Raw genomic sequence first — 16,432 nt, 5'->3', positions numbered from 1 at the left:
TCGCACACAGTGCCAAAAATGCCCGTTCCTGTCTTGCTTGTCCGTGGTTGGCCGTTGCTGGCGGTCGCCGCGATGCTGTCGTTCGTCCCCGAGGCCCATGCCCAGCGCGTCTCCGCCCGCGACAAGGCCAAGGTGGAGGCGCTCGATCAGCGCATGACGGCGGCCGAGAAGCGCTACAACGCCGCGCTGGTACTGGTGAACAACGCCGACCCAAAGGGCACCAACGAGGCCGACGCCGCGCTGGAGGACATGGAGGACGTGATCAGCGCCTGCGTGGCCCAGAAGGGCTGCCAGGTCAGCAACCTGCTGCCGACCTACAAGCGCCTGCTCAAGAGCAACGCCGACAGCCAGCAGGACAGCGAGGACGGCATGGCCGTCGCCGATGGCACCCTGCTGGAGGCCGACCCGGACCATGTCGGCCCGCTGGCTGCCGACGTGCCCGAAGCCGCCCGCGCCGCAGCGCTGCTCAATGACAAGCGGCACGCCTTCGACAGCATGGTCGAGTACAACCCGGCCGTGCAGGCGGGCATCCGCCGCTGGCTGACCGACATGCGCCCGGCGCTGCTCACCAGCTACGAGAACTACCAGAACCTGCGTGCGGTGATGTGGCCGGAATGGGAGAAGCGTGGCCTGCCCGAAGCGTTGCTGTTCGGTATCATGGCAAAGGAATCCAACGGACGCGTGCATGCGTCCTCGCGTGCGGGCGCGGCGGGGCTGATGCAGTTCATGCCGGCCACCGGCCGCCGTTTCGGGCTGGGCCCGGATGGCACCGGCTTCGATACCCGCTTTGATGCGCGCAGCGCGGCCGAGGCCAGCGCGACCTACCTCAACGAACGCATGCGCGAGCTCAACAACAGCGTCGAGCTGTCGCTGGCCGGTTACAACGGCGGTGAGGGCCGTGCGATCCGCGTGTTCCGCCAGTATCCGGGCCAGAGCTTCTGGACCGACAGCGTCTACAACCAGTTCCCGGGCGAGACCAAGGACTACGTGCCGATGGTGATCGCCGCGGCCTGGATCTATCTGCACCCGCAACAGTACGGCGTGGAGTTCCCGAAGATCAGCGCACAGCCGGCCACCATCCGCCTGGCCAAATCGACCACGATCTATGAACTGACCATCTGCCTGGGCAGCACCGGCACCCGTGACGGCTACATGCGCGCACTGCGCAACCTCAATCCGCGCTACGAGGCCGATGGCTGGATTCCGGCCGGTACCACCATCAACGCGACCACCCGCATCGCCGGGCTGTACAACCGCTTCTGTGTCAGCGGTCCGCGCGCCGATCTGGCCCGCACCCTGATCACTGCCGACCTCAATGCGGCGATCGTGCGCCCCACTGCGGTCAGCTACACCGGCAACGTGGCGGTGGGCAGCGTGGTCCCGGTCGCCCAGGCCCAGGCCATGCCGGCGGTGACCCCGGCCGCGCCCGTCGCCGTCCCGGCCGCCAAGCCCAAGGCGAAGCCGGCCCGCAGTTACAAGGTGGGCAAGGGCGAAACCCTCGGCAAGATCGCCGCCAGGTTCCAGTGCGACGTGCCGACCCTGGCCCGGGCCAACGGCCTCAAGGCACCGGCCTATTCGCTCAAGCAGGGCCAGAGCATCAAGCTGCAGGGCTGCGACAAGTAAGCGATAACCGGGTAGGCTCGCCGGCATCACGCCTGCGGCCGCCCGGCCCAGCACATCCATCGCAGGGTCGGCCACGTGCCGGCGCTCACCGCAACACGCATACAGGACAGCAAGATGGATATCACCGCGATCAACGAGATGTTCGCCAACATCCGTGAAAACACCGATTGGGACCTCAACGGCCCGATGCTGTGGGGGTACTTCTTCGTCAACACCACGCCGGAGCCGCTGCACGGCCTGGGCGGGAAGCTGGTCGAGCTCGGCTACACCCTGGTGGAAGTATTCGAGCCGGACCTGGAAGAAGGCGAGGCCCCGTACCACGTGCTGCACGTGGAGCGCGCCGAGGTCCACACCGAAGCCTCGCTCGATGCCCGCAACCATGAGCTGCAGGCCCTGGCCGAAGCGAACGGCGTGGAAGACTACGACGGCATGGACGTCGGCCCGGTCGAGATCTGATCGGCGCGATCCGATCGAACCGGACAGAACGAAAAACGCCCCGGGACACCGGGGCGTTTTTGTTGGAGCGGATCGCAGGTTCTACCGGCACTCCCGTTACGTCAGGGTCGCCAGCGCCTGCCCCAGCTGCACCGCATGCTCGGCATCCAGATGCGGCGCGAACTCGGCCACGCCCGGCGGCAGCAGCACGATCACGGTCGAACCGTAATTGAAGCGCGCCATCTCCGCGAAGCGCTCCAGGGTGATGCCCTTGCCGCGGTAATCCTTGCGCGTGATGGTATCGCCGTAGGCCGGAATCTCCTCGCCGCCCCACACCGTCTCCACGCCGGAGACCAGCAGCGCGCCGACCATCACCGAGACCATCGGGCCAAAGTCCGTATCGAAGTGGCAGACCAGGCGCTCGTTGCGGGCGAACAGCCCCGGCACCTTGTTCACCGCGGCCGGGCCGACACTGAACAACCGCCCCGGCACATGCACGGTCTCGCGCAGCGTGCCGGTCCACGGCATGTGCACGCGGTGGTAATCCTTCGGCGAGAGATACACGGTGGCGAACAGGCCGTGGTGGAACACCTCCGCATCCTTGGCATCGCCCAGCAGCTCGGCAGCGGTGAAGGACTGCCCCTTGGCCTGGAAGATGCGCCCGTCCTCGATCTTGCCCAGCTGGCTGATCCGGCCATCGGCCGGCATCACCAGCGTGCGCGGATCGGCATCGGCCACGCGCGCGCCCGGCTTCAGCGCGCGGGTGAAGAACTGATTGAAGGTCGGGTAGCTGCGCGGGTCCGGATTGGCGGCTTCGGCCAGGTTCACGCCGAACTTGGCGGTCACGGTATCGATCAGCCAGCGCGAGACCCGCGGGTTGCTGGAATACGCCAGTCTGCGCGCCATCGACGACAGCAGGCGGTGGGGCAGGGCGTAGCTCAGCGTGGTCATCAAACTCATGGGGCGGATTTCTCGGTCAGCAGGTGCAGGTCGCGGGCGATCGCCTGCGCTTGGAAAGGAGGGCGGATCAGGCCGGCCAGGCGGCCTTCCGGGTCCAGCACGGCCAGGCTGGCCGAGTGTTCGAGGGTGTAATCCTCGGGGTTTTCATCGAAATGCTTGCCCGGCACCTTCTGGAACACGAAGCCCAGCGAGGTGGCGAAGCGTTCCAGCGAGGGGACATCGGCCGTGGCTGCCAGGGTGTCCTTGTGGAACGCATGCACGTACTCGCCCAGTCGTGCCGGCGTGTCGCGCTCGGGATCGACCGAAATGAAGACCAGCCGCGGGCGCAGCGTCTCGGGCAGGGCTTCCCACTGCTTCTGGGCCTGGGCCAGATCGGCCAGCGTGGTCGGGCAGACGTCCGGGCAGAAGGTGAAGCCGAGGAACACCAGGGTCCAGTGGCCCTTCAACTCGCCGGGAATCAGGCGGGTGCCGTCGGATTGGCTGAGGTTGAAATCGGGCAGCGGACGCGGCTGCGGATAGAACGTGATCGACTCCGTGGCAGGGCGGTCACCGCCCGGTGTGGGCGCGAAGACCTTCTGCGCCACGACCAGGCCCAACCCGGCGGCCAGGGCGATCAGCAGGATGATGCCGACATTGCGATTGAACATAAGGGCCCCGTCCCGGAAGTAGCCACCATGATAGAGGGATGCGGGCGGCGGCGTCCCGTGGGGGCGTTTCCCGTTACCGCCACCTGGAGCGACGCTACCGACTTTCGGCTCAGGGCGTCGGCACGGGTGGGGTTCCGGGACCCGCCGTGAATCCATCCCTGGCGTCTCGTGAGCAGCATCCATGCTGCTCAACGGTCCCGGAACCCCACCCGTGCCGCCACCTCGACAGTTGGCCGACGCGGATGGGTAAGCAGAGCCAATTGCACAGCCGAGCGTCGAAACCTCCGCATCTGGGTGGCAGGACACTCGCTGCTGTTTGCGAAATGCAAGCATGGCTCGGCGCTGCAAAAACAGTCTTCGGCGTGTGAGCCGCGCCAGCTGCCTTGGCCTTGGCTGTTTCCGAAAGAACCAGCCCACTGTCAAAGGCGTGGCGGGGGTGGGAGGGCGGGACCGTCAAGCGGCATGGATGCCGCTTGTCGAGCCCCCAGGGATGGGTTTACGGCGTGTCCCGCCCTCCCACCCCTGCCACGCCAGCCGACGGACTGGCAACCGCCGCATTGGCTTCTGTCTTGATCCTGGCCTTGGCTTCGGCTTCGGCTCGTTTCGACTGCAACGGATGCCCCGGCCCGCCCCAGCGCCTATAATCGGGGGCCACATTGCCTGTTGCCCCGCCATGACCGCCGAAACGGCCGCCGAACTCCACACGATCATCGACCTGATCCGCTACGGCACCAGCCGTTTCAACGCCGCCGGGCTGACCTTCGGGCACAGCTACGACAACGCCCTGGACGAAGCCACCCAGCTGGTCCTGCACAGCCTGCACCTCCCGCACGACCTTGGCCCCGCCTACGGCCAGGCGCGCCTGCTGCAGGACGAAAAGGTCCGCGTGCTGGAGCTGTTCCAGCGCCGCATCGACGAGCGCATCCCGGCCGCTTACCTCACCGGTGAGGCCTGGTTCGCCGGCCTGAGCTTCAAGAGCGACGCGCGCGCCCTGGTGCCGCGCTCGCCGATCGCCGAACTGATCGAGTGCGGCTTCGAGCCGTGGCTGGCCGGCCGCGATGTCCATCGCGCCCTCGACCTGTGCACCGGCTCGGGCTGCATCGCCATCGCCATGGGCCACTACTACCCGAACTGGGAAGTGGACGGCGTCGACCTCAGCGACGAGGCCTTGTCGCTGGCCGAAGAGAACAAGGAGCGGCTGCAGACGCAGAACGTCACCCTGCTCAAGTCGGATCTGTTCAACGGCCTGACCGGCCGTCATTACGACCTGATCGTCACCAATCCCCCGTACGTCACCAACGACGAGACCGATGCCCTGCCGCAGGAGTATTCCTACGAGCCGGAAATGGGCCTGCGTGCCGGCGACGATGGCCTGGACCTGGTGCTGAAGATCCTGCGTGATGCCCCGCTGCACCTGAGCGAGGACGGCCTGCTGATCTGTGAAGTGGGTGAATCCGAGCAGCACCTGTACAAGCTGCTGCCGGAAGTGGATTTCCGCTGGGTCGAGTTCAAGGTCGGCCAGATGGGCATCTTCGCCGTCGAGTGCCGCGAACTGATCGCGCACAGTGCCCGCATCACCGAACTGGCAGCGCAGCGGCCGTGAGTTCCAACAGCTTCGGCAAACTGCTGACCGTCACCACCTTCGGCGAATCGCACGGTCCGGCGATCGGCTGCGTGGTGGACGGCTGTCCGCCGGGGCTGGAAATCAGCGCCGACGAATTCGCCCACGACCTGCAGCGGCGGGCGACCGGCAAGAGCCGGCACACCTCCGCGCGGCGCGAAGCCGATGAGATCGAGATCCTGTCCGGGGTGTACGAAGGCCGTACCACCGGCACCCCGATCGGGCTGCTGATCCGCAATACCGACCAGCGCAGCAAGGATTACACCAACATCGCCCAGCAGTTCCGTCCGGGCCATGCCGACTACAGCTACTGGCAGAAGTACGGCATCCGCGACCCGCGTGGTGGCGGTCGCTCGTCCGCGCGCGAAACCACCATGCGTGTCGCCGCCGGTGTCATCGCCAAGAAGTGGCTGCTGCAGCGTCATGGCGTCACGGTGCGTGGCTATCTCTCGCAGCTGGGCGAGATCACCCCGGCCGGCTTCGACTGGGCGGCGGTGGAAGACAACCCGTTCTTCTGGCCGGTCGCCGATCAGGTGCCGGCGCTGGAGAGCTACATGGATGCGCTGCGCAAGTCCGGTGATTCGGTCGGTGCGCGCGTCAACGTGGTGGCTGACGGCGTACCGCCGGGCTGGGGCGAGCCGATCTACGGCAAGCTCGATGGCGATCTGGCGGCCGCGCTGATGAGCATCAACGCGGTCAAGGGCGTGGAGATCGGCGACGGCTTTGCCAGCGCCGCGCAGAAGGGCACCGAGCACCGTGACCTGCTCACCCCGCAGGGCTTTGCCAGCAACCATGCCGGCGGCATCCTCGGTGGCATCTCCACCGGCCAGCAGGTCACCGCCTCGATCGTGCTCAAGCCGACCTCGAGCCTGCGCCTGCCCGGTGCCACGGTGGATGCCAGCGGTGCCTCGGTCGAGGTGATCACCACCGGTCGTCACGATCCCTGCGTCGGCATCCGTGCCACGCCGATCGCCGAGGCGATGATGGCCCTGGTGCTGATGGACCAGGCGCTGCGCCACCGCGCCCAGTGTGGTGATGTCGGCGAGATCACCCCGCGCATCCCCGGCACGATCGATGGCTGATCCGCGCCCCAAGGTCTGGGTCAGCCAGCCCCTGTTCGACGATGTCGTCGAGCAGCTCGGGCAGCATTTCGACCTGACCATGACCGGCGACGTCACCCGCTATACGCCGCAGATGCTGGCCGGGCAGTTGGCCGGCGTCGATGGCGCGCTGATCACCCTGAACGAACGCATCGGCGCGGCGGAGATCGCCAACGCGCCCCAGCTGCGTGCGATTGCCAACGTCGGTGTGGGCTACAACAACCTGGATATCGACGCGCTCAGTGCCGCCGGCATCCTGGCCAGCAACACCCCGGATGTCCTGACCGACACCACGGCCGATCTTGGCTTCGCGCTGCTGATGGCCACCGCGCGTCGCATCACCGAATCCGAGCGCTGGCTGCGGGATGGCCACTGGGGCCAGTGGTCGTTCCAGACCATGCTCGGTGCGGACATCCACGGCAGCACGCTGGGCATCCTCGGCATGGGCCGCATCGGCCAGGGCATCGCCCGCCGCGGTGCGCACGGCTTCGGCATGCGCGTGCTGTACCACAACCGCTCGCGGCTGCCCGAGGCCACCGAGGCCGAGGTCGGCGCGCAGTACGTGGACCTGGATACCCTGCTGGCACAGGTTGATCACCTTGTCCTGGTGCTGCCGTACAACGCCGCCTCGCATCACATCATCGATGCTGCCGCGCTGGCGAAGATGAAGCCGACCGCCACCCTGATCAACATCGCCCGTGGCGGCATCGTGGATGAGCTGGCGCTCGCCGATGCGCTGGCCAACGGTCGCCTGGCCGCGGCCGGGCTGGACGTGTTCGAAGGCGAGCCGACGGTGCGCCCGGAACTGCTCGCCCTGCACAACATCGTGCTGACGCCGCACATCGGCAGTGCCAGCCAGGCCACGCGCCGGGCGATGGTGCAGCTGGCCGTGGACAACCTGACCGCTGCACTGGGGCAGGGTCCGGATGCCGGCCATCCGCCGAGCGCCATCAACGCCGAGGCTGTCGCTGCGGTGAAAACCGGCGACGCGACCGTGGGCGGCAAAAAAATCGACGACGCAAAACGATAGGGAACCGCGCTGGCCAACAGGCGAGGTTCCCGAACCGGCAGGTACCGACCGATGGTCGGCACCTATCTCCAAGGCACGGCAGGTACCGATCGTTGGTCGGTACATATCCCCAACGCACGTTACGTATCGGCCACAGGTCGGTACACCCAACACGAGGTTCCCCCATGAGCAATCCAGATCGTCGTTTCCACGTCGCCGTCGTCGGTGCCACCGGTGCTGTCGGCGAAACCATGCTGGCCATCCTGGCCGAGCGCAACTTCCCGATCGCCACGCTGAGCCTGCTCGCGTCCTCGCGTTCGGCCGGTGGCGAGATCGAATACCAGGGCGAGAAGATCAAGGTCCAGGACCTGGGCACCTTCGATCCGAACGGCGTGGATATCGCGTTGTTCTCCGCCGGTGGCAGCGTCTCCCTGGAGTTCGGTCCGAAGTTCGCCGCGGCCGGTGCGGTGGTGATCGACAATTCTTCGGCCTTCCGTTACGACGATGACGTCCCGCTGGTCGTCTCCGAAGTAAACCCGGAGGCGCTGAAGCACCGCCCGCGCGGCATCATCGCCAACCCGAACTGCTCGACCATGCAGATGCTGGTCGCCCTGGCCCCGCTGCACCGCCAGTACGGCATCGAGCGCATCAACGTGGCGACCTACCAGTCCGTTTCCGGCGGTGGTCGTTCGGCACTGGAAGAGCTCGGCAAGCAGACCGGCCAGCTGCTCAGCTTCCAGGACATCGACCCGCAGCGCTTCCCGGTGCAGATCGCGTTCAATCTGATCCCGCACATCGATGACTTCCAGGACAACGGTTTCACCAAGGAAGAAATGAAGCTGGTCTGGGAAACCCGCAAGATCCTCGGCGATGACAGCATCCTGGTGAACCCGACCGCGGTGCGCGTGCCGGTGTTCTATGGCCACTCCGAAGCGGTCACCATCGAAACCCGCGACAAGGTCACCCCGGACGCGGCGCGCGAGCTGCTGGCGCGTTCGCCGGGCGTGGAAGTGGTCGACAAGCATGAAGCCGGCGGCTACCCGACCCCGGTCACCCATGCCTCGGGCACCGATGCGGTGTACGTCGGCCGCATCCGCGAGGATCTGTCGCATCCGCGTGGCCTGAACCTGTGGATCGTGTCGGACAACATCCGCAAGGGTGCCGCCCTCAATGCGGTGCAGCTGGCCGAGCTGGTCGCTGCCGAAGGCTGATCGCGCGGTGGTCGGCGGCATGGGGATGCCGCCGACCACCCGCATCGAAACATCGCCGATCACGGGGGGAGCCGTTATATTGGCCGCCATGAAGAACCGGGCTCCGGGCGCACTGCGTCCGCTCAAGTATGTGTCGACGCTGCTGCTGGCCTTGGCCAGCAGTTCCGCCATGGCCCTGGGCCTGGGCGATATCCGGGTGCTGTCCAAGCCGGGCCAGCCGCTGCTGGCCGAAATCCCCGTCATTTCCGCCGATCCGTCCGAGCTGGAAAACCTCCGCGTCGCGCTGGCCTCGCCGGCGACGTTTGCCCGGGTCGGGCTGGAGCCGCCGTCCGGGCTGGTCAGCGAGCTGCAGTTCGAGTTGACCCGCAATGCGCAGGGCCGCGCCGTGGTGCGCGTAAGCAGCCATGCGCCGGTGGCGACGCCTTCGTTGAATTTCCTGATTGAAGCCGATTGGGGGCAGGGCCGCCTGGTCCGTGAGTACTCCGCGCTGGTGGACGCGCCCAACAGCGCGGCCGCCGTGGCCGAGCCGGAGATCGTCGCCCCGGCTGGCGCGATGTCCAATGCCATCATTCGTGAGCCGGCACCGCAGGCGGCACCTGTCGCGGCCACGCCGCCGCGCCGCGCCGAACCGGCGGCCCCGTCGCGCCCGGCCGGGCCACGCGCTGCACCCGCCGCGCCGGTTGCGGCGGCCGATGGCAGCGTCACCGTGCAGCGCGGACAGACGCTGTCGCAGATCGCGGGCTCGCTGGCCCGGGAGCAGGGCATCAACCGCGACCAGGCGATGATCGCGCTGCTGCGGGCCAACCCCGACGCCTTCATCCGTGGCAACGTGAACCTGCTCAAACAGGGCGCGGTGCTGCGCACGCCAGGCGCCGATGCGCTGGCGCAGATCGATGCGCAGCAGGCCGCGGCGATCGTGCGCGAACACACCGCGCAGTGGCGGCAATCGCGGGCGGCGATCCCGCAACCGGCCGACAGTGGCGTCGCCGCTGCACCGGCACCGGCAACCGCGGCCCCGGCCGCCAACCAGGGCGCTCGCCTTGAAATCGCGCCGGCCGTTGCCGCCGCGGGCACCACCGCAGGTACAACCACCGGCACCGCTGCCGGCACCGAGGGCGACATGCTGGCGAACGAACAACTGCGACAGGCCAAAGAAGACGTTGCCACGCGCGATGCCGAGATCCAGGAACTGCGTGAGCGCGTGGCCGAGCTGGAAAAGCTCAAGGCGCAGCAGCAGTCGCTGATCGCGATGAAGGACACCGACCTGGCCGCCGCGCAGCAGCGTCTGGAGCAGGCACCCGGCAGCCGCGACAGCGCCAGCAGTGGCTGGTACTGGCTGGGCCTGGTCGTGCTGCTGCTGGTGGTCGGCGGGTGGGCGCTGGTGCGGCGTCGCAAGCCGTCGCCACTGCCGCCGCTGGCGAACGATGGGCACGGCGGCGCCTCGCTGGCCGCCGCCGTGCCGACGGCCGATCATGTGGACGAACCGGCCGCGCAACGCGACGACGCGCATCGCGTGCCCGACGAAGAAGCCGTTGCAGAGGCCGATGTGTACGCCGGCCTCCGCCGCGAGCCGGTGTTCTCGCTGGCTCCCTCCACGCACGATGCGCAGCCGCAGGATCGCCTGGATGCGCCGCACTGGAGTGCCAACGTGACGGACGAAGCGCCGGTGTTGCCGGAGGTCGAGGCCACCGCTGCGTCGGCCTACGGTATCGACGCCGACGCGCAGCATGTGACGGTGGACGATGCGCTGTTCCGTGAACCGGCGCCGCTGATCGAGCCGCCGGCCCACGCATTGGAAGCCGCGGCGCAGCCTTCGTTCCGCGGCGTGTTCGAGTTCCCGGACGAGCCGGTGACCGCTGAGGAACACCGCTCGGATGCGGCCGATGATCGCGTTGGCGACGACGCTGCGCCGGTCACCGCCAGCGCGGACGACACCGTCGAGATGGCCGTCCCGGTCGCCCATGAGGCCACCGTCGCCCCCATCGGCAGCCCCGGCCGCGACCGCCTGGAGCTGGCGATCGCCTACCTGGACCTCGGTGACGCCGAGACCGCACGCACCCTGCTGCATGAAGTCGCCGTCGGCGCCGATCCGCACAGCCAGGCCGAGGCGCGCGAACTGCTGGCGCGGCTGGGATGAGCGACGCCCGCCCGGTAGCAGTGCGCGAGCGCCGCCTGGACTACGTCGAGTTCGCCTCGCGCGATCCCGCCGCCAGCCGCCGCTTCTTCGAACAGGCGTTCGGCTGGTCGTTCGTGGATTACGGTCCGGACTACACCGCCTTCGACGACGGTCGCTTCCAGGGCGGTTTCTTCCGTGCCGCGCCGCAGACCGCCTCCGCAGGTGGCGCTCCGTTGCTGGTGATCTACGCCGACGATCTGCAGCCGATGCTCGAGGCCGTGCTGGCCCAGGGCGGGCAGGTGACCAAGCCGGTGTTCGCCTTCCCGGGCGGGAGCCGGTTCCAGTTCCTGGAGCCCGGCGGCAACGAGCTGGCCGTGTGGTCCGAGCGCGACGCTGCCTGACGCACTACCCGGCGCCTGCGCCGGTCCCCCAAAACACAGAGGTTCACCATGCGCTACGCACTGGGCGTGGAATACGACGGCAGCGAATTCAAAGGCTGGCAGCAGCTCGGTGAGAGTGGCTGCCCAAGCGTGCAGGCCAGCCTGCAGGAGGCGCTGTCCTCGGTGGCCAATGCACCGATCCAGGTCGTGTGTGCCGGGCGTACCGATGCCGGCGTGCATGGCGAATGCCAGGTCGTGCATTTCGATACCGACGTCGTGCGCGATCCGCGCAGCTGGATGCTGGGTACCACCACCCGCCTGCCGCGATCGATCGCGGTGCGCTGGTGCGTACCGGTGGCCGATGAGTTCCATGCACGCTTCGCCGCGCGCGCGCGCCGCTATCGCTACCGGCTGCTGAACCGCCAGGTCCGCCCGGCGCTGTACCGGCAGACCCTGAGCTGGGAGCGCAGGCCGCTGGATGCCGGGCTGATGCATGCGGCCGGCCAGGCCCTGCTGGGCGAGAACGACTTCAGCGCCTTCCGCAGCGTGCAGTGCGAGGCCCTGCACGCGCGTCGGAACATGCAGTCACTCTCGGTGACCCGCCAGGGCGAGGTGGTGGAGGTTGCCGTTCAGGCCAATGCATTCCTTCATCACATGGTGCGCAATATCGTCGGTTCACTGATTCTGGTCGGTTGTGGTGAGCAGCCGGTCTCGTGGATGGAGCAACTGCTGGCCGGGCGCGACCGTACCGTGGCCGGCCCGACCGCTCCGCCGCAGGGATTGGTCTTCGTTGGTCCCCTGTACCCCGACAACTGGCAGCTGCCTGCCGAGGTCACCTTATGAGCCGCTCCTTCTACCGCACCCGTATCAAGTTCTGCGGCATGACCCGTGCCGGCGATGTGCGCCTGGCCGGCGAACTCGGCGTGGACGCGGTCGGCTTCATCTTCGCCCGCGAGAGCAAGCGCCGGGTCGCCCCGGCCGAAGCGCGCGCCATGCGCCAGGCGATCGCGCCGATGGTGGATGTGGTGGCCTTGTTCCGCGACAACACCAAGGAAGAGGTGCGCGAGGTGCTGCGCACGGTGCGGCCGACCCTGCTGCAGTTCCATGGCGAGGAAGACGAGTCGTTCTGCCGCAGCTTCAACATGCCCTACCTGAAGGCCGTGGCGATGGGCGGCAAGGACGAGGTCAACGCCCGCCAACTGCAGCTGCGCTATCCGAGCGCCGCCGGCTTCCTGTTCGACAGCCACGCCCCCGGTGGCGGTGGCGGAACCGGTGTGGCCTTCGACTGGACCCGCCTGCCGACCGGCCTGCACCGGCCGTTCCTGCTGGCCGGTGGGATCACTCCGGACAATGTGTTCGACGCCATCGTCGCCACTCTCCCGTGGGGCGTGGATGTGTCCAGCGGCATCGAGTCCGAGCCGGGCATCAAGGACGGCTACAAGATGCGCAAGTTCGTGGAAGAAGTCCGCCGCGCGGACTGCCACGAAGCGGATTGATCCGCCTTCCCTGGCCAGGCGCCAGCACCCGGTAGTGCCGGCCGTTGGCCGGCAGCCTGATGCACCCGTGCACTCATCCGTCCAACTGCTCCTGCAGCCACCCGGCCAAGGCATCCACCCGCGGATCCGCGGCGTCCTCGGGCGTCGCCAGGACCCAGAATCCGCCGGTCGCGCCGAATCCCCACGGCGCCAGCAGCCGACCCGCGGCGAGTTCATCGGTCACCAAGGGCTCGGGCGCGATCGCCACGCCCAGCCCGGCCACCGCCGCTTCCAGCAGGTAGTACAGATGCTCGAAGCCGCTGCCCAGCTGCAGCTGCGCCGGATCCAGCCCATGCGACAGGGCCCATGCCGGCCACGCCTGCGGGCGTGAGGTGGTGTGCAGCAGCGGTTCGCCCAGCAGCGCGGAAGGCGGTTGATGCCGCAGCCGTGCCGCGGCCGGGTGGTGTGGACTGACCACCACGCCCACGCGCTCCGGGGCCAGTTCCCGCACCTGCCAGCCGCGCGGCCACGGTGGCTGGGCCAGCAGCAGCACCGCATCCAGATCCTGTTGCCCGGCGGTGAAGCTGCCGTCCTGGGCAGACCAGTGCAATGGCAGCTGGGGCAGGGCGCTCTGCAGCGCCTGCAGGCGCGGAATCATCCAGCGCGCCAGGATGCTGCCGCTGCAGCCGAGCACCAGCGCTTCGGGCCGCTGCTGGCGCTTGAGCGCCACCACCGCCTCGCGGATCTGTTCGAAGGCGCCCTCGCAGGCGGCCTGCAGGTCCTCGCCGGCGCGAGTCAGGCGCAGGCCACGGCCTTCCCGCCGGAACAACGCAACGCCCAGATGTTCTTCGAGCAGGCGCAACTGGCGGCTGATCGCGCCATGGGTGACATGCAGGGCCTCGGCGGCCCGGCCGACCCCGCCCAGGCGGGCGGCCGCTTCGAAGCTGCGCAGGGCATTGAGCGGGGGCAACGGTCCGTCGGTCATGTGAGTTTTCCTGACAGGTCGTGGCAGATATTATCGATATTCCTGTCATGACAGGTGCGTTAAATTGTCAGCCTGTCTCCACCGGCTGTCGCGCTATGTCCGCATCCCCCACCTCCCCCATCGTCGATTTCCACGCCTATCCCGATGCCAATGGCCATTTCGGCCGCTATGGCGGGAGTTTCGTCGCCGAGACCCTGATCGGGCCGCTGCAGGAGCTGGCGGCCGCCTATGACGCGGCGCGTCGCGATCCGGCCTTCATCGCCGCCTATGACAAGGACCTGACCCACTACGTGGGCCGTCCCAGCCCGATCTATCATGCCGAGCGCCTGAGCCAGCAGGTCGGTGGCGCGCAGATCCTGCTCAAGCGCGAAGACCTGAACCACACCGGCGCGCACAAGATCAACAACACCATCGGCCAGGCACTGCTCGCCGCGCGGATGGGCAAGAAGCGCATCATCGCCGAGACCGGCGCCGGCCAGCACGGCGTGGCCAGTGCCACCGTGGCCGCGCGCCTGGGCCTGGAGTGCGTGGTGTACATGGGCGCCACCGACATCGAGCGGCAGAAGATCAATGTCTATCGCATGAAGCTGCTCGGCGCGACGGTGGTGCCGGTGACCTCCGGCTCGGCCACGCTCAAGGACGCGCTCAACGAAGCGATGCGCGACTGGGTCACCAACGTGCGCGATACCTTCTACATCATCGGCACCGTGGCCGGTCCAGACCCGTATCCGCGCATGGTGCGCGATTTCAACGCGATCGTCGGCCGCGAGGCCCGCGCGCAGATGCTCACCGATTACGGCCGCCTGCCCGATGCGATCACCGCCTGCGTCGGCGGCGGCAGCAACGCGATCGGCCTGTTCCATGCGTTCCTCAACGATCGCGACGTGCGCATCGTCGGCGCCGAGGCGGCCGGCGATGGCATCGAGACCGGCCGCCATGCCGCCTCCATCGCGGCCGGGCGTCCGGGCGTGCTGCACGGCAACCGCACCTATGTGATCTGCGACGACGATGGCCAGATCACCGAAACCCATTCGGTCTCGGCGGGCCTGGACTATCCGGGGGTCGGCCCGGAGCATGCATTCCTGGCCGATGCCGGGCGCGCCGAATATGTCGGCGTCACCGATGACGAGGCGCTGGCCGCGTTCCACCAGCTGGCGCACAGCGAAGGCATCCTGGCCGCGCTGGAATCCAGCCATGCGGTGGCGCAGGCGATCAAGATCGCGCGCGATCTTCCGCGCGACAAGCTGGTGCTGTGCAACCTGTCCGGCCGGGGCGACAAAGACGTGCACACCATCGCGGCGCGTGAGGGTCTGGTCCTGTGAATCCGCTGCTGCGCCAGGGAAGTGCGCTGCTGATGGTGGTCAGCCTGACCGGATGTACGCCGCCCGATCCGCCGGTGTTGCCGGCGCCCGCCGCTGCGGTGGGCGCGGTCGCGCCAGCACGGGAGGTGGCCAGCAATGACGATGACATCGCCAACCGCCCGATCGAGGACGACCCGGCGCCGGCTGCCGCGGTGGACGCCGCCGCCGCTGACGAGGCTGCGCCCTCGGTGGTCTCGGTCGCGCTGGATCACGCCGGCGATGTGCTGATCGGGCAGCGCTTCACCGAACTCGCCGCCGATGGCCCCTGGCATTCGGCCGGGCTGAGCGAGGGCGAGCCCAGCGGCGCCTGCGAGTACTACGAGCGGGGCAACCTGCCCGAAGGCGTGTCGATGATGGTCGAGGACGATCACGTGCAGCGCTTCGAGCTGGCCCCGATCGAGGAGTCCTACGAGGCCATCACCCAGCCGGGGCCGTTCGGGCTGCGTCTGGGCATGACCCGTGAAGAAGCGCTCAAGCGGCTGCCACCCGGCAGTACCCGAGCGCCGCATGCCTATGACCCGGAAACGGGTGAATACCTGACCTGGCAGGACCCCGGCTCGGATCTGGCGATCCGGCTGGAGATCTTCGACGGGGTGATATCGAAGCTGTACTGGGGCGCCAGTGGCGCCGTTGAACTGATTGAAGGATGTGCCTGAGATGTCCGTGGACCGTATCGATGCCTGTTTTGCCCGCCTGCGCGATGAACGTCGCAAGGCGCTGATTCCCTTCATCACCGCCGGCGACCCGGGTTTGGATGCCACCGTCCCGGTGATGCACGCGTTGGCCGCCGCAGGCGCGGACGTGATCGAGCTCGGGGTGCCGTTCTCCGACCCGATGGCCGACGGCCCCACCATCCAGCGCAGCTCCGAGCGCGCGCTGGCGCGCGGGGCAGGGCTGCGTTACGTGCTGGAAACGGTGGCGGCGTTCCGCCGTGACGATGCCACCACCCCGGTGGTGCTGATGGGCTACCTCAATCCGATCGAGATCCATGGCACGGCGCGTTTCGCGCAGTCGGCGATCGCCGCGGGAGTGGACGGCATCCTGCTGGTCGACCTGCCGCCGGAAGAAGCCGCCGAGACCCGGGAGATCTTCACCGCGGCCGGCCTGGCGCTGATCCTGCTGGCGTCGCCGACCACGGCGGACGCACGCCTGGATACCTTGTCCGCGATGGCCCGGGGCTACCTGTACTACGTCAGCTTCGCTGGTGTGACCGGCGCGTCCGAGCGTCTGGACAGCAGCGCCGCCAGTGCCCGCCTGCACGACCTGCGCCACCGGTCGGACGTGCCGGTGGTGGCTGGCTTCGGCATCAAGGATGCGGCCAGCGCCGCCGCGATGGCGGTGGAAGCCGATGGCGTGGTGGTAGGCAGTGCGCTGGTTGCCGTGCTGGGCGTGGCGCCCGATGCCGCGAGCGCAGCAGCGGCGGCGCAGGCATTCCTCACGCCGTTGCGACGCGCTCTCGACGCCGCCTGAAGCACGCAAACGTACGTACCAGAATGGTTTAGGTCAGCC

16 protein-coding genes are annotated in these 16,432 nt (G+C 68.2%); 13 read left to right on the top strand and 3 right to left on the bottom strand.

Annotated features, from left to right (window positions below):
* The first annotated feature begins 18 nt into the window (after positions 1-18).
* Together AC07WC_RS03995 and AC07WC_RS03990 are read left to right on the top strand one after the other, a co-directional pair.
* Complete coding sequence (locus tag AC07WC_RS03995) at positions 19-1,623, top strand: transglycosylase SLT domain-containing protein (protein ID WP_495208860.1); 1,605 nt, start codon at positions 19-21, stop codon at positions 1,621-1,623.
* A 114-nt stretch (positions 1,624-1,737) separates the two neighbouring features.
* Positions 1,738-2,079 carry a ribonuclease E inhibitor RraB gene (locus AC07WC_RS03990; RefSeq protein WP_495208859.1) on the top strand — a complete coding sequence of 114 codons (342 nt, stop codon included), beginning with the start codon at positions 1,738-1,740 and terminating at the stop codon, positions 2,077-2,079.
* Positions 2,080-2,175: 96 nt separating this feature from the next.
* Here AC07WC_RS03990 and asd read toward each other — a convergent pair whose 3' ends face one another.
* Positions 2,176-3,018 (bottom strand): archaetidylserine decarboxylase, encoded by an 843-nt coding sequence (asd, locus tag AC07WC_RS03985; protein WP_495208858.1) that lies wholly within the window; start codon positions 3,016-3,018, stop codon positions 2,176-2,178.
* Entirely contained in the window at positions 3,015-3,665 is a 651-nt protein-coding gene (locus AC07WC_RS03980) for an SCO family protein (protein ID WP_495208857.1), read from the bottom strand. Before AC07WC_RS03980 ends, asd begins: the two co-directional genes overlap by 4 nt.
* 673 nt (positions 3,666-4,338) lie before the next feature.
* Between AC07WC_RS03980 and prmB the strand changes: the two genes are divergently transcribed.
* The 8 genes from prmB (at position 4,339) to AC07WC_RS03940 (ending at position 12,598) form a co-directional block, all read left to right on the top strand.
* Complete coding sequence (prmB, locus tag AC07WC_RS03975) at positions 4,339-5,268, top strand: 50S ribosomal protein L3 N(5)-glutamine methyltransferase (RefSeq protein ID WP_495208856.1); 930 nt, start codon at positions 4,339-4,341, stop codon at positions 5,266-5,268.
* Positions 5,265-6,368 carry a chorismate synthase gene (gene aroC, locus AC07WC_RS03970; RefSeq protein WP_495208855.1) on the top strand — a complete coding sequence of 368 codons (1,104 nt, stop codon included), beginning with the start codon at positions 5,265-5,267 and terminating at the stop codon, positions 6,366-6,368. Before prmB ends, aroC begins: the two co-directional genes overlap by 4 nt.
* Positions 6,361-7,416 (top strand): 2-hydroxyacid dehydrogenase, encoded by a 1,056-nt coding sequence (locus AC07WC_RS03965; protein WP_495208854.1) that lies wholly within the window; start codon positions 6,361-6,363, stop codon positions 7,414-7,416. Before aroC ends, AC07WC_RS03965 begins: the two co-directional genes overlap by 8 nt.
* Before the next feature lie 164 nt (positions 7,417-7,580).
* Positions 7,581-8,606, top strand: coding sequence for an aspartate-semialdehyde dehydrogenase (locus tag AC07WC_RS03960; protein WP_495208853.1), 1,026 nt, complete (start codon positions 7,581-7,583; stop codon positions 8,604-8,606).
* Positions 8,607-8,694: 88 nt separating this feature from the next.
* A complete protein-coding gene (locus AC07WC_RS03955; RefSeq protein WP_495209103.1) occupies positions 8,695-10,743 on the top strand; it encodes a motility hub landmark protein FimV in 2,049 nt (682 codons plus the stop codon).
* Positions 10,740-11,123, top strand: a complete 384-nt coding sequence (locus tag AC07WC_RS03950) for a VOC family protein (RefSeq protein WP_495208852.1) — start codon at positions 10,740-10,742, stop codon at positions 11,121-11,123. The genes AC07WC_RS03955 and AC07WC_RS03950 overlap by 4 nt, the downstream gene beginning before the upstream one ends.
* A gap of 48 nt (positions 11,124-11,171) precedes the next feature.
* The gene (gene truA, locus AC07WC_RS03945; RefSeq protein ID WP_046273243.1) at positions 11,172-11,945 is read left to right on the top strand and encodes a tRNA pseudouridine(38-40) synthase TruA; all 774 of its coding nucleotides are present in this window, start codon (positions 11,172-11,174) and stop codon (positions 11,943-11,945) included.
* Positions 11,942-12,598, top strand: a complete 657-nt coding sequence (locus AC07WC_RS03940) for a phosphoribosylanthranilate isomerase (RefSeq protein ID WP_495208851.1) — start codon at positions 11,942-11,944, stop codon at positions 12,596-12,598. The genes truA and AC07WC_RS03940 overlap by 4 nt, the downstream gene beginning before the upstream one ends.
* A gap of 73 nt (positions 12,599-12,671) precedes the next feature.
* Here AC07WC_RS03940 and AC07WC_RS03935 read toward each other — a convergent pair whose 3' ends face one another.
* A complete protein-coding gene (locus tag AC07WC_RS03935; RefSeq protein ID WP_495208850.1) occupies positions 12,672-13,562 on the bottom strand; it encodes a LysR family transcriptional regulator in 891 nt (296 codons plus the stop codon).
* A gap of 95 nt (positions 13,563-13,657) precedes the next feature.
* On the opposite strand from AC07WC_RS03935, the gene trpB reads away from it, so the two are divergent.
* Genes trpB through trpA form a run of 3 tightly spaced genes read left to right on the top strand, consistent with a single transcriptional unit; the run spans position 13,658 to position 16,393 of the window.
* Entirely contained in the window at positions 13,658-14,884 is a 1,227-nt protein-coding gene (gene trpB, locus AC07WC_RS03930; protein ID WP_495208849.1) for a tryptophan synthase subunit beta, read from the top strand.
* Positions 14,881-15,579: a hypothetical protein gene (locus tag AC07WC_RS03925; RefSeq protein WP_495208848.1), complete on the top strand. Its 699-nt coding sequence runs from the start codon at positions 14,881-14,883 to the stop codon at positions 15,577-15,579. The genes trpB and AC07WC_RS03925 overlap by 4 nt, the downstream gene beginning before the upstream one ends.
* 1 nt (position 15,580) lies before the next feature.
* Positions 15,581-16,393, top strand: a complete 813-nt coding sequence (gene trpA, locus AC07WC_RS03920; RefSeq protein ID WP_495208847.1) for a tryptophan synthase subunit alpha — start codon at positions 15,581-15,583, stop codon at positions 16,391-16,393.
* Positions 16,394-16,432: the final 39 nt, after the last annotated feature.

The organism is Stenotrophomonas sp. GW821-FHT01H02A, from assembly GCF_059422145.1.
The sequence above is the reverse complement of the archived record's forward strand: the minus strand, read 5'-3'. Positions and strand labels throughout refer to the sequence as shown.